The sequence below is a fragment of the Rhizobium sp. K102 genome (assembly GCF_022385315.1).
Classification (GTDB): domain Bacteria; phylum Pseudomonadota; class Alphaproteobacteria; order Rhizobiales; family Rhizobiaceae; genus Rhizobium; species Rhizobium croatiense.
Window position 1 is genome coordinate 112,534 of the sequence record NZ_CP092432.1, and the last position, 12,678, is coordinate 125,211.

Sequence of the window (12,678 nt, forward strand, 5' to 3'; positions counted from 1 at the left end):
TAGGCCGGGGAAAACGCGGTACACCGGCTCCTAAAGCAAGGCAGTCGCTCTCGATATGGCTTTCTTCAAAAATATTTGACAGATTATCATACAATCTGCCAAAAATGTCGCCAAGCACCTGATGGGAGGAAAATCAGTGTCTCTTAGTATGCATCACCTGGCCAAGCTTCCGTATTTTTATCCGTTCGAATTTGGCGATGGAAAAATCACGGTACTGTCCGACGGGCCGTTAGAGCTAGGAGATCCTCGCCTGAACTTCTTGGGGGTAGAGCCACGCACGGTCAGCCTGATGCTAGAGGACAATTTCCTGCCAACGAACAAAGTTGTACTCGAGCAAAACGTGCCGCTTGTTGAGATAAATGGAAGAACAATTCTATTTGATACCGGGATGGGGTCTTCCAAAGCTTTCGGGCCCACCACAGGTCGACTCCTAGCCAGCCTGAGAGAGGCAGGTCGAGATCCGACGGAGATCGATGCGGTGGTTCTGTCGCACGCCCATATCGATCATATCGGCGGTCTGTGCGATGCCAATGGAAGGTTAAATTTCCCGAACGCCGACATCTTCATCAGTGAGCGAGACTTCACGGACTGGACGGACGGGTCGTCGATCGATTCTTCATTTCAATTTCAAATCGATAACGCTCGGCGAAACCTGCTTCCCCACAAGGATCGGACCTTCTTTTTCAAAGACGGCGAGGAGTTCTTGCCGGGCGTTCACGCGATTTCGGCCCCCGGCCACACGCTCGGTCATCATTGTTTTATGCTGCAGTCGGGAAACGATCGCCTCTGTTTTCTCGGCGACCTTACGCACCATCATATCCTGTTGATGGAGAGGCCGATGATGGAATTCCGATACGACACGGACCCGAAGCTGTCAGCTAGATCCCGCACGCGCGTGCTTGATATGCTGGCGACAGATCGCATTGCGGTAATGTCCTATCACTTCGCATGGCCAGGTGCCGGGCATGTGGTGCGAAACGGAGACGGATTCCGCTATATCCCCTCTCCAATGCAGTTGCTTGCACATCGATAAGGAATTTCAAAGATGCAGATGCGTTCGGTAATCCTCAGGGAGTCGGGTCTGCCGAAGCCCTATTCAAATTCGAAACCTCTTAAGATTGAGCTTGTGGAACTGACGCCGCCTGGCCCCATGGAGGTGTTGGTCAAGATCAAGGCTGCCGGTGTCTGCCACTCTGACCTGTCCGCAATCAATGGGGACAGACCGCGTCCGCTTCCAGTCGCTCTAGGCCATGAGGCATCTGGCGTCGTCGCAGCAATCGGACCGAGTGTCGAGAAGGTTGAGGTTGGTGACCATGTAGTCATGTCATTTCTGCCGGTTTGTGGCCATTGCTCATATTGCGCTGAAGGCCGCGCCAGCCTCTGCGAACCGGGCTACCAGGCCAATGCTGCAGGAACGCTTCTATCCGGCGGCAAGCACATCCGTTTGAGAGGATACGAAATTAACCACCATAGCGGCGTTTCTGCGTTTTCCGAATATGCTGTCGTGTCGGCGAGCTCGGTAGTCAAAGTGACCAAAGATATCGATTTGGCGACAGCTGCTCTCTTCGGCTGTGCCGTTATGACCGGCGTTGGAGCTGTGATGAACACGTGTGGGGTCCGCCCAGGCCGTAGTGTGGCGGTAATCGGGCTCGGCGGCGTAGGCCTTTCGGCGATACTTGGCGCTGTTGCGAGCGGTGCAAGCGATATCGTGGCGATCGACCTAATCCAAGCGAAGCTGGATCTTGCCAAGGAGCTGGGAGCGACGAAGACTTTTTTGGCCACCTCGCCGAATATTGTTGCCCAAGTAAAAGGCGCGACAAGCGGCGGGGTAGACTACGCGATAGAGATGGCTGGATCCAAAAAGGCATTCGAGCTTGCATATGAGATTACCCGGCGCGGAGGGATGACCGCTACGGCCGGACTGGCCAGCGCAAATTCCCGTTTCGAGGTTTCGCCCTTGCCGTTGGTCGGAGAGGAGAGAACGATCAAGGGCAGCTATATGGGTTCCTGCGTGCCATCGCGCGACATACCCCGCTATATCGACCTTTACCTCAAAGGTAAGCTGCCAGTGGACAAATTGCTGTCGAGCACTGGCCCCCTTGATGAGATCAATGAGGTTTTCGACCGTCTTGACAGGGCCGAGATCAATCGACACCTAGTCTTGATGGACTGATGGCGGGGAGAATTCTCTTGAACGAGTGGACAGTGCTCGCCATCCATTACGGCACCGCGCAAAGACCAGTAAGTGACCTGATACTAGAGACGAATGACATTCATGATCGTCCATCACAAATCGACTACTTCGTGTGGCTGATCCGTCTCGAGGACCGATTAATTCTTGTTGACACTGGTTTCGAAGCCGGAGAGGGCGCGGCCAGAGGGCGGACCCTCTTGATCCATCCGGTGGCAGCACTGAGCAGCCTTGGCATCAAATCCAGCGAAATTACTGATGTCGTTGTGACACACCTGCACTACGATCACGCCGGAAACCTCCCGGCCTTTCCTAACGCCACTTTTCACATTCAGGATCGGGAGATGGCGTATGGAACGGGGCGGTGTATGTGCCATGAGCGAATGCGTCGGCCTTTTGCTACAGAAGGTGTCGTCGACGCGGTCCGGCTCGTTTTTCAGTCACGGGTACGGTTCCATGATGGGGATGGGGAAATTGTTCCTGGATGCAGGGTGCATCTGGTTGGCGGTCACTCGAAAGGTTTGCAAGTTGTTACGGTGGCAACAGGCGGCGCTTTGCTGGTTATCGCTTCCGACGCGCTTCATTTCCAGCACTATCTTGAAAATGACGGCGCGTTTCCCCTGTTTGCAGATTACCTAGAGGTCATCGAGGGTTACAACAAGCTCCGCGTCCTTGCCGGAGCAAACGGACTCATCATTCCGGGTCATGACCCTGAGGTGCTACAGAAATTTTCTCCCCTTGCGCCAGACCTCCAGTTCGCTAGAGTTCTCCTGTGACCCACAATAAACCGATTGAAATTTTTTGCTGTTTGCAGACAATCGGGTTGTCCTACGAAACGCTCCGGCAGTATATTGATTCTGTGCGTCACTAGAAATTTCATCGAAGGTTTGTTGTGAATGGGAACGATCGACCTCCAGATTAGACGTCAAAACGCCTCTCTTCGAATCCTTGTTGAGGATAAGCTCCGGCAGGCTATTTCAAGTGGCCGTTTCAAGCCCGGGCAGCGGCTGGTGGAGCGCGAGTTGTGCGAACTTATCGGGGTTGGCCGAACTTCAGTTCGCGAGGCGCTACGCCAGTTAGAAGCTGAAGGGCTTATTACTAGCTATCCGCATCGGGGGCCGGTTGTCAGCACTATCAGCTACGAGGAGGCTAGGCAGCTTTATAGTGTACGCGCGCTGCTTGAAAGCTTTGCCGGCCAGGAGTTCGCCGAGAACGGTTCGAATGAAGAGATCGTTGCTCTCCTCGAGACCGTGGAAGCGTTCGAAGCCGCAGCCAAGAGCGGTTCCGGAACGCGGATCATCGAAGCCAAGACCGCTTTTTACGATTGTTTGATGACCGGCAGCAAGAACGTGTTTGTGAAGCAAATGCTCACGTCGTTGCACAACCGGGTCACATTGTTGCGGATGACATCGATGACCCAGCCAGGGCGGCTGCAGAACAGCGTTTTCGAAATAAGAGAGATTGCGGCCGCTATTGCGTTGCGTGATGGCGACAGGGCAGCCGCGCTTTGCAAGCGCCATATCGAAATCGCGGCTAAGGTGGCGTTGGACTACTTGAGCAAGAACCCCGTCGAAACCTCCGAGTAGTTCCACAAAACGAAGTTCAGGCGACGGCTAAGGTTGACAGATTGTCTGAAAATCTGCTTACCTCTCTTATGGGAGGTGAGACACAGGAAGTGCGGCTTCCCAACAACATCATTTTGTTAGGGAGGACGTATGGGCGCCCATGCCGAGCTGATTAAACGCGTAACCCTGGCGATCGAAGATCCGGAGCTACCGCGACTGACCCCAGGTCTTACAACACGGATCTCGTTGCAAGTTGGACCAGAAAAGTCATCACTTGCTGTGGGAGGCGGGATAGTCGCACTGGACGGCGCGGACGAAAATGCTGACGTCATACTGAGTGCCCCAGAAGGAGCTTGGGAAAAGGTTATGCAGGTGCCGCCGCCGGCAACCTACCATTCGTTCACCGCCTTTCAACTCGCTAACCCTGAGTTCACGTTATCTGGTTCGCCCGTAGCAATCGCTCAAGCGCGTCCCGCTCTGGAGCGACTGTTCGAAATCGTCGTAGCGTCTCCGCCCCTAGTTGCGCCGAAGGTCGATCGAAATATTGAACAGGTCACCGGACGCTATAAGCGGGTAGAGGTCGGCGGCGTAGAACACGATATCTTTTACGAGGAAGCCGGTGCAGGAACTCCTATCCTTTTCCTCCATACGGCTGGCGCAGACGGCCGTCAGTTTCTACCGCAACTCTCCGACACTGGGTTTGCGCGTACGAACCGATTGATCTCAGTTGATCTGCCGTTTCACGGACGTTCGATGCCTCCTTTAACTTGGGACGGCTCGCCCTATCAACTCACAACGGATCTCTACCTGACCTGGTGCACGGCGATACTCGACCAGCTCGTCGGAGACAGAGCTATCGTCGTTGGAGGATCTATGGGCGCGGCGATGTGCATGGTGCTGGCGGCGGAGCGACCGGAACGTCTAATGGGTGTAATTGCGGTCGAGCCGCCGTTGAAGTCAAAGGGCCGTCGCAACCCCTTTCAACACAACGTCAACGTTCATGGGTCGCTTCATAACTCAGCCTATGTCCGCGGAATCATGAGCCCGCTCAGCCCGCAAGAAGAGCGACGCCGCGCCAGTTGGATCTACTCGCAGGGTGCTCCTGGAGTTTATCCCGGCGATCTTTCGTTCTACAGCGACGAGTTCGACGGTGCCGTCGTCGGTCCGAAGATTGATGCCAAGCGAACACCGACCGTTCTTCTCTCCGGGACCTATGACTACTCTGCGACGCCTGCAGACGGAGCAGCGTTAGCGGCCCTCATTCCTGGCAGCCGTCATGTCGTTATGGAGGGGCTTGGGCACTTTCCGATGTGCGAAAATCCTGACTATTTCCGGAGCTTCTTGCAAGACGCTATTCGGTTCGTCGAAGATAACGGCTGATCACAAAGCAACCGCGTTGGCCATTTACCGATCGTGTCCCAGTACGTGGCGTAGGTGACGGTAGGGAGTAAAGCCGAGCGCCCGCGCGCTTCTCGTTGCGCTGTAGCGGGTGATCGGCTTTGCGGGCGGCCATCAGTGTTTTCCGCTAGGGTCGGGTTGTTCAAGACCAACCTGACGGAAAGATCACCGATGACCAATGACATGATGAACGTGCGTTCGCTTGTTGAGAAGAGTGCCGATGCAGATTTGTTGCGTGAGATGATCGGTCTTGCTGCCGAGCGGCTGATGGAGTTGGAGGTCGGCTCGGCCACGGGTGCTGACTTCGGTGTGAAGAACCCGATGCGGCTCACTCAACGCAATGGCTACCGTGACCGCGATTGGGAGACGCGGGCTGGCACCGTCGAGCTTCGCATTCCGAAGCTGCGCAAGGGCAGCTACTTTCCGAGCTTCCTTGAACCGCGCCGCATGGCAGAGAAAGCTCTGACGGCCGTTATCCAGGAAGCGTATATCCAGGGAATCTCGACTCGTTCTGTCGACGACCTGTGGTGGATGGTGAGCGTACGGTGAGCTGTTTTTGCTGATCGGCCAAATCAGGCGATGTTCTGGCATTAGAACCAGCATTAGTGCTGACATTAATACCAGAACGAAGAGGTTTCATGGCTCGCATAGAGATCATGTCCGGTACCGAGCGCAGACGGCGTTGGTCGGACGAGGCGAAGCTGAGGATACTTGCGGAAGCTGATGAGCCCGGTGCTCGCATTGGCGATGTGGCGCGCCGGCACGACATTCATCCGGGCCAGATCCGCTTGTGGCGGCAATCATTCAACTATGCCGATCGGCCGACGGTGTTCCTCCCGGTGGAAATCACGGAGGAGGTTGGCGTAAGCCAGCCGTCTACCGCAGCAACAAGGCCGACGATCGTTGAGATCTTGCTTCGAAACGGTCGGAGCTTGAAGGTTGCGGTTGACGTTGAGTTGAAGCTGCTTGGCCCGCTCGTCGCTTGCGTGGAGGCGGTATGATCGGCCCATCGGGGAATGTGAGGGTCTATCTGGCCTGCGGAGTGACCGATATGCGGCGTGGCATTGATGGTCTGTCCGCGCTGGTCGAGACGGTCGTGAGGGAGGCACCGGGCTCGGGCGCAATCTTCGGCTTTCGCGGAAAACGCGCGGACCGGATCAAGCTTCTTTGGTGGGATGGCCAGGGGTTCTGTCTGTTCTACAAGATTTTGGAGCGCGGATACTTTCCCTGGCCGACGGCGAAAGAGGGTGTAGCGCACCTGACGCAGGCGCAGCTTTCGATGCTCGTTGAGGGGATCGATTGGCGACGCCCGGCGTGGACTTCCGCTCCCGGCCGAACGGGATAAAAGCTATATTTTGCAGGGGCATGGGAAGCTTAACGCTGGTGCGTCAGAGGCAAATCGGCTAGTTTCGCGGATATGGAAACAGCGCCGCTGGACAGTCAGGACGAGCTCAATACTTTGCGCGCACTCGTCGCGGAACAGGCGGCAAAACTTGAGAGCCAGGAAGCCGAGGTCATCAAGCGAGACTCCATAATCGGGCTTCTTCGCGCGCAACTGGAGCTTCTCCGACATCGGCAACATGGCGCGTCTTCGGAAAAGATCGACAGGAAGATCGAGCAATTCGAGCTGATGTTGGAGGAGATCGAGGCCTCCCGGGCCGAGGCTGAACAGCGCTCCGGGAAAGCTCCCTGCAATTGCCCGACCTGCGGTGGCACTTCGTTCCTGAAGGCGGCCGACAGAGTGGTCCAGGTGCTGGAGCACGTGCCGGCGTCGGTCAAGATTGTCCGGCATGTCGAGAAGCGCATGATCTGCAGGGAATGCGATACGACAGTGGCTGGCGAGATGCCGACCTTGCCGATCGAGCGCGGCAAACCCGGGCCGGGGCTGCTCGCCCACATCATGATCGCCAAATTCGACGATCACATTCCCCTCTACCGCCTGTCAGAGATGTACGACCGGTTGGGGATAGACATCTCCCGATCCGTAATGGCCGACTGGGTCGGCCGGGTATCTGCATTGCTGACACCACTTGTCCTGTTAATCAGGGCCCATATCGCCGCACTCGACCGAATACATACGGACGATACCCCGGTCGATGTTCTCGACCCCGGGCGGGGCAAGACAAAAACCGGCAGGGTCTGGGTCTACGTCTTTGACGGCAGTGGCTATCAATCCGCCACTCCCGCAGCCATTGCCTATTACTACAGCCCCGACCGCAGGGGCGCACATCCGGCTGATCACCTGGCAAGCTTCAGCGGCGTCATGCATGCCGACGGCTACGGGGGTTACAAGAAGCTCTATGGCAACCAGATCATTGAAGCCGCCTGCATGGCGCATGTGCGCCGCAAGTTCCATGATGTGATAAAGCTCAAGCCGTCTCCGATCGCTGAGGAAGCGCTGTCACGCATCGGCGCTCTCTACGATATCGAGAACCGTATCCGAGGCATGTCGGCTGACGAGCGGCGCACCCTGCGCCAACACCATGCCCGGCCTGTTCTGGACGAACTCAAGGCCTGGATCGAGGCGACACTCTCGACTTTGCCTCAGAAGCAGAGGCTGGCCGAGGCGATGCGATATGCCCTGTCGCGATGGGCAGCCTTGAGCGTCTACATCGACGATGGCCGTGTCGAAATCGACAACAACATCGCTGAACGAGCCATGCGTCCGCTTGGAATTGGAAGGAAGAACTGGCTGTTTGCCGGCTCGGACAAGGGCGGCGAGCGCATCGCCAACATCCTCACCATCATCGAGACGGTCAAACTGCAAGGCCATAATCCAGAGGTCTATCTGACGGATGTCCTGACCCGGATCCAGGATCACCCCGAAGACCGAATTGAAGACCTCCTGCCTTGGAACTGGACGCCGGCAAAAGCTCGATGCGAGGCCGCCTGATGGCGCGCTCGAGGTTCATCTACACACTCAGCCAAGTCGCCGGCATGATCGGCGAAAACCTCGAACTGATCGAAGAAGTGACCGCAAACTCGGACAACATCTCCGAAGGCGAACTGGTTTACGTCGGCGATGGCAGTGAAGACGGCACGAAGGGTCTGACCGAGAATGGCATCGAAGAACTTCAAAGCCTACTCGCCGACATCAGGACGTGGGACGGCGGTATCCGCGAGTTCCTCATCGACACACAGTGCGATCCTGAAATAATCGACCGCATCATGGCCGATGAGATGAAACGCGGCCTATAGATTCCATCTCTCGACACCCGAAAATGCGTTCGCCGGACGCTTACGGTGGATGCGACCTATCTCAAGGTCCGGCGTGGCGGCCGCATCGTCTCAGTCGCCGTCATTATCGCGGTCGGCGTCAATAACGACGGTCGGCGCGAGGTCCTGGGTATGGAAGTTGGCACCTCGGAGGCCGAACCGATCTGGACGGAATTCCTGCGCAGGCTAACGCGCCGCGGTCTACGCGGGGTGAAGTTGGTTGTCTCTGATGCACATGAGGGCATCAAGGCTGCCGTTTCCAAGGTTCTCAATGCCACTTGGCAAAGGTGCCGGGTTCACTTCATGAGGAACGTGCTCGCGCATGCTGGAAAGAGCGGCAGGCGGGTCGTATCCGCCTTCATCGCGACGGCCTTTGCCCAGGAGACCCCGGAGGCAGCAAGCCGCACAATGGCGCAGTGTCGCCGATCAAATCAGGCCGAAAGTGCCGAAGCTTGCCACCATCATGGACGACGCTGAAGAGGACGTGCTCGCCTACATGACCTTCCCGAAAGAGCACCGGGCAAAGCTGCACTCGACGAATCCAATTGAGCGTCTCAACGGCGAAATCAAGCGACGCACCGAGGTCGTCGGCATCTTTCCGAACGACGAAGCCATCGTCCGTCTCGTCGGCGCACTGCTGCTCGAACAGAATGACGAATGGGCCGTTCAACGCGCCAAGTATATGACGCTTGAGACCATGGCCCAAATGAGATGAGCCCCAAATCAGCCTGCCCCGCTGTGGCACGCTGATATCCCCTTCCGACCCATGTCGGGAAAGCACGGCCATCAGCCGCGACCTACACCACCTCCCGGGACACGATCGTATCACCTTGTATTCCGGACTAAACTTATGCCGACAGCGTTGCGATAGAGGGCATTCGGAACCAGCATGCGGCTATTCCGGAAGGTCGGCACTCGCATGACGTCATCTGACCGACATCGTGGGGTTATTCGACAAAAATTGCGAAATGTCCTTGATCCAGTTTCCGCTGTTAGATCTAGTTGTCGCCGGCAGTCCTTCTCCTTCTCTATCATATTTGCTGGAGCGTGCCGCAAGTCCGACAAGAGCTGCGCCTAGGCCAACAGCTCTGTGCTGTCATTGACGGGTTAGGAACACGTCAATGATCAACGAGGCTGGAGCCTTATACCCGGTGTTCCTGCCTCAAATGTAAGGGCATGACGAGTGCCGCCCTTTCCTTCACTTGACCAGGTGGTTTCCGATCGAGGAGCCGCCATCGACCGTCAGAATGCTACCGGTCGCGAACCTCGAACGATCGGACGCAAGAAAAAGCATTGCTTCAGCAATCTCTTCAGCTGTCCCCATCCGATCCATGACGGCACGGGCGTTGAAATCGCTGCGAAGCTTCGCGGGGTCCTTCGCTTCGGCGAAGATTTTCGTGAAGTAAGGAGAGTCGATTGTCCCTGGAGCGACCGCGTTGACACGAATTCCCTCTTTCGCATGATCCATGGCCATCGCGCGCGTCAGCGAAGATATTGCTCCTTTCGATGCTACGTAGGCAGTCCTGTCCGCGATTGCTGAGGTTGCGGTGTAGGAAGTCGTATTGATGATCGAACCTCCGCCGTTCCGTCGCATAACAGGAATGACGTACTTTGAGCAAAGGAAGATCCCTTTGACGTTTACGGACATAATCCGGTCCCAAGTTTCTTCAGGAATGGTCACCACATTCCCCGTCGTTCCGAACCCGGCATTATTGACGAGCACGTCGACCCGGCCCCACTTTGCGGTCGTCTTCTCAACCATGCTTTCCGCGTCCTTGGCGGACGAGACGTCGACGCGAACACCGAAAGCCTTCGAGCCGATCTCGTTCGCCACACGAACCGCGGCGTCTTCATTGACATCAGCAACAACCACATAGGCGCCGTTCTTTGCGAAAAGCTCGGCTGTCGCACGACCAATGCCGCTGCCGCCCCCTGTGACGATACAAACTCTTTGATTTCAAATCCATCGACCATCTCCTCATTTTTGGGTGCCTTAGAAGACATTTTAGCAGACAATCTGTCAATTGTGAAAATCCAGTTGACAGATTGTCTGCTGATCTGTTTATCTAGGCTCGATCGAATTTGGCCGTGGGAGGACAATATGGCCGATACCAGCACTGAGGCGCAGTTGGCTTTTAAGGCAGCTATGCGTCGGTTCACATCAACCATCTGCTTGATCACGACCGAACTCAACGGGGTCCGTCATGGCATGGCCGCCACCGCGGTCCAGTCGGTTACCGCGGACCCACCAACTGTTCTTGTCTGCATCAACCAATCGGCTTCGGTGAATCAGCCTTTGAAGATCTCCGGGAAGTTCGCCGTGAACATGCTGCATCTTTCACATGCCGATCTTGTGCCGCTGTTCAGTGGGCAATTGAAGGGTGAAGAGCGCTTTCATTACGGCGAGTGGCTGTCTCTCGACGGCATGCCGGTCCTGTCCGATGCGCAGGCGGCGTTTGTCTGCAAGCTAAAAGATGTCGTTCACGTTGGAACGCATGATGTTGTGCTCGGAGAAGTGCTCGAAGCACGGTTCATCGAGTCAATCGCGCCGCTTCTCTACGAAAACGGTCAACTCGTCAGGTCGTCGTCCATCAGTGGATCGGCCGCATAGTAGGTGGCTTTAACCACCAATCACATCACTCATCGAAAGCCCAAGGGCGGCAAGGAGAAAAGCGTGAGCAATATGGCACCCGCAAGAGAAATTCATGGACGTGAAGTCACAGAGCGCTTTGAGCGCGGACTAAAGACCCGGCGCGAAGTCTTGGGGGGGGCTATGTTGATGCGTCGGTCAGCAAAGCCACCGACTTCAATTGGCCGATGCAAACCCTCGTCACAGAATACTGCTGGGACGCGATTTGGAATCGGCCGGGCCTGGAGCGCAAGCAGCGCAGCATCCTCAATCTCGGGATGATTTCGGCCCTCAATCGTCCGCATGAGCTGAAACTGCATGTTCGCGGAGCAATCAACAACGGTCTTACCAAAGAGGAAATTCGGGAGGTTTTCCTCCAGGTTTCGATTTACTGCGGTGTTCCTGCGGCCATCGACAGCTTCCGCGTGGCAGCGGAAGTTTTCGACGAGATGGGCATCTAGTTATTCAACGCATTTGAGTGGGCTGAGCATCATCCGTTGCCAGCCCGAGGAGGGACTACAGTGACCGCACAAGACGATTTCCGCGCTGCCGGAAACCCAATGTTCAATGATAACAAGCTCAAGCTCGGCGTATTTGGCACGAATTGCTCGAATGCATGCGCGATTACGCTCGCTGAGACAACGTTCGAACCTACCTTCGACCACAACGTCGAGATTGCAAAGAAGCTTGAGGCAGCCGGTTGGGAATGCATGGTGCCGATTGCACGCTGGCGTGGTTTTGGCGGTCCTTCAAACTTCAATGGCGTGAACATGGATACGTTCACCTGGGCGGCCGCTCTCGCGGCGGTCACCACGAAGCTCCAGTTCTTCTCAACGACTCACATTCCGACGCTAAACCCGATTGTTGCAACCAAGATGGCGACAACAATCGATCACATCTCGAAGGGTCGATACGGCCTCAATCTCGTTACCGGCTGGTTCACTCCCGAAATGGAAATGTTCGGAGTTCCTATGATGGAGCACGACACCCGCTATGAATACGCCACTGAATGGATGGATATCGTCGAGACGCTCTGGAAACGCAATGGCGTTACCTTCGAAGGCGAGTTCCTCAAAGTCAAAGACGCCTTCAGTGAACCCAAACCCTACAACAAGGCGGGTCGCCCGCTCCTGATCTGCGCCGGCGCCTCGGGCAAGGGACTGCATTTCACCGCCAAGTTCTGCGACTTCAACTTCGGCTTCATGCAAGACATGGAATCCGGCGCTGCCTGGGTCAAAAAGGTGAAGGACCTGGCGCGTACTGAATATAACCGTGATCTTGGCACATTCACAGCTTGCCCCGTTATCGTTCGCGAAACGGAGAAGGAAGCAAAGGAATACTACGACTACTACGTCAACCAGAAGGGTGACTGGGAGGCATGCGAGAACATCTGTGAAGTTCTGCAGGTGCAATCTCAAAACCATTCTGCCGAAATGTATCAAAAATTCAAGGAACGCTTCGTCGCTGGCTGGGGTGGATACCCGATCGTCGGCAATCCAGAACAAGTCGCCGACAAGCTCGTGGATCTCAGCAATACAGGCGTCAACGGCGCCTTGCTGACAATGGTCGATTACAACGAGGAACTTCCCTTCTTTAACGACCGTGTCATGCCGCTGCTCAAGCAAGCCGGTCTGCGCAACTGAACCAGTCCTCGGGACGGCGATTGCCGTCCCGACACG

12 protein-coding genes and 3 pseudogenes are annotated in these 12,678 nt (G+C 56.1%); 14 read left to right on the plus strand and 1 reads right to left on the minus strand.

All coding sequences use genetic code 11. The features are described 5' to 3' along the window. The first annotated feature begins 136 nt into the window (after positions 1–136). The 11 genes and pseudogenes from MHI61_RS00550 to MHI61_RS00600 all read left to right on the plus strand — a co-directional run. Positions 137–1,033, plus strand: a complete 897-nt coding sequence (locus tag MHI61_RS00550) for an MBL fold metallo-hydrolase (RefSeq protein WP_237350508.1) — start codon at positions 137–139, stop codon at positions 1,031–1,033. A 12-nt stretch (positions 1,034–1,045) separates the two neighbouring features. Further along, positions 1,046–2,173, plus strand: coding sequence for a zinc-dependent alcohol dehydrogenase family protein (locus tag MHI61_RS00555; RefSeq protein ID WP_004673287.1), 1,128 nt, complete (start codon positions 1,046–1,048; stop codon positions 2,171–2,173). Then, entirely contained in the window at positions 2,173–2,967 is a 795-nt protein-coding gene (locus MHI61_RS00560; protein ID WP_018247149.1) for an N-acyl homoserine lactonase family protein, read from the plus strand. Before MHI61_RS00555 ends, MHI61_RS00560 begins: the two co-directional genes overlap by 1 nt. A 120-nt stretch (positions 2,968–3,087) precedes the next feature. Further along, entirely contained in the window at positions 3,088–3,777 is a 690-nt protein-coding gene (locus MHI61_RS00565; RefSeq protein ID WP_004673291.1) for a GntR family transcriptional regulator, read from the plus strand. A 129-nt stretch (positions 3,778–3,906) separates the two neighbouring features. After that, entirely contained in the window at positions 3,907–5,136 is a 1,230-nt protein-coding gene (locus MHI61_RS00570) for an alpha/beta hydrolase (RefSeq protein ID WP_008534369.1), read from the plus strand. Positions 5,137–5,325: 189 nt separating this feature from the next. Continuing rightward, positions 5,326–5,679, plus strand: a pseudogene (locus tag MHI61_RS00575) (transposase); the annotation flags it as partial. A 113-nt stretch (positions 5,680–5,792) separates the two neighbouring features. After that, entirely contained in the window at positions 5,793–6,155 is a 363-nt protein-coding gene (locus tag MHI61_RS00580; RefSeq protein WP_029875542.1) for a transposase, read from the plus strand. Next, positions 6,152–6,499: an IS66 family insertion sequence element accessory protein TnpB gene (tnpB, locus tag MHI61_RS00585; protein WP_009996986.1), complete on the plus strand. Its 348-nt coding sequence runs from the start codon at positions 6,152–6,154 to the stop codon at positions 6,497–6,499. Before MHI61_RS00580 ends, tnpB begins: the two co-directional genes overlap by 4 nt. A gap of 72 nt (positions 6,500–6,571) precedes the next feature. Continuing rightward, positions 6,572–8,047 carry an IS66 family transposase gene (locus MHI61_RS00590; protein ID WP_029875541.1) on the plus strand — a complete coding sequence of 492 codons (1,476 nt, stop codon included), beginning with the start codon at positions 6,572–6,574 and terminating at the stop codon, positions 8,045–8,047. Beyond that, positions 8,047–8,352 carry a hypothetical protein gene (locus MHI61_RS32705; protein WP_009996984.1) on the plus strand — a complete coding sequence of 102 codons (306 nt, stop codon included), beginning with the start codon at positions 8,047–8,049 and terminating at the stop codon, positions 8,350–8,352. The genes MHI61_RS00590 and MHI61_RS32705 overlap by 1 nt, the downstream gene beginning before the upstream one ends. A 39-nt stretch (positions 8,353–8,391) precedes the next feature. Beyond that, positions 8,392–9,073 (plus strand): annotated as a pseudogene (locus MHI61_RS00600) (IS256 family transposase); the annotation flags it as partial. Positions 9,074–9,568: 495 nt separating this feature from the next. Here the strand turns inward: MHI61_RS00600 and MHI61_RS00605 are convergent. Continuing rightward, complete coding sequence (locus MHI61_RS00605) at positions 9,569–10,312, minus strand: SDR family oxidoreductase (protein ID WP_239789259.1); 744 nt, start codon at positions 10,310–10,312, stop codon at positions 9,569–9,571. A 159-nt stretch (positions 10,313–10,471) separates the two neighbouring features. Between MHI61_RS00605 and MHI61_RS00610 the strand changes: the two genes are divergently transcribed. The 3 genes and pseudogenes from MHI61_RS00610 (at position 10,472) to MHI61_RS00620 (ending at position 12,642) form a co-directional block, all read left to right on the plus strand. After that, positions 10,472–10,981: a flavin reductase family protein gene (locus tag MHI61_RS00610; RefSeq protein WP_008534378.1), complete on the plus strand. Its 510-nt coding sequence runs from the start codon at positions 10,472–10,474 to the stop codon at positions 10,979–10,981. A gap of 72 nt (positions 10,982–11,053) precedes the next feature. Beyond that, a pseudogene (locus MHI61_RS00615) lies at positions 11,054–11,460 on the plus strand (carboxymuconolactone decarboxylase family protein). 60 nt (positions 11,461–11,520) lie between these two features. Next, complete coding sequence (locus MHI61_RS00620) at positions 11,521–12,642, plus strand: LLM class flavin-dependent oxidoreductase (RefSeq protein ID WP_011053356.1); 1,122 nt, start codon at positions 11,521–11,523, stop codon at positions 12,640–12,642. Positions 12,643–12,678: the final 36 nt, after the last annotated feature.

Bases quoted from the DNA above. Each gene is read 5' to 3' on its own strand.
- MHI61_RS00555 (WP_004673287.1), top strand. From the start codon at position 1,046: ATGCAGATGCGTTCGGTAATCCTCAGGGAGTCGGGTCTGCCGAAGCCC.
- MHI61_RS00560 (WP_018247149.1), top strand. From the start codon at position 2,173: ATGGCGGGGAGAATTCTCTTGAACGAGTGGACAGTGCTCGCCATCCAT.
- MHI61_RS00565 (WP_004673291.1), top strand. From the start codon at position 3,088: ATGGGAACGATCGACCTCCAGATTAGACGTCAAAACGCCTCTCTTCGA.
- MHI61_RS00570 (WP_008534369.1), top strand. From the start codon at position 3,907: ATGGGCGCCCATGCCGAGCTGATTAAACGCGTAACCCTGGCGATCGAA.
- MHI61_RS00580 (WP_029875542.1), top strand. From the start codon at position 5,793: ATGGCTCGCATAGAGATCATGTCCGGTACCGAGCGCAGACGGCGTTGG.
- tnpB (WP_009996986.1), top strand. From the start codon at position 6,152: ATGATCGGCCCATCGGGGAATGTGAGGGTCTATCTGGCCTGCGGAGTG.
- MHI61_RS00590 (WP_029875541.1), top strand. From the start codon at position 6,572: ATGGAAACAGCGCCGCTGGACAGTCAGGACGAGCTCAATACTTTGCGC.
- MHI61_RS32705 (WP_009996984.1), top strand. From the start codon at position 8,047: ATGGCGCGCTCGAGGTTCATCTACACACTCAGCCAAGTCGCCGGCATG.
- MHI61_RS00610 (WP_008534378.1), top strand. From the start codon at position 10,472: ATGGCCGATACCAGCACTGAGGCGCAGTTGGCTTTTAAGGCAGCTATG.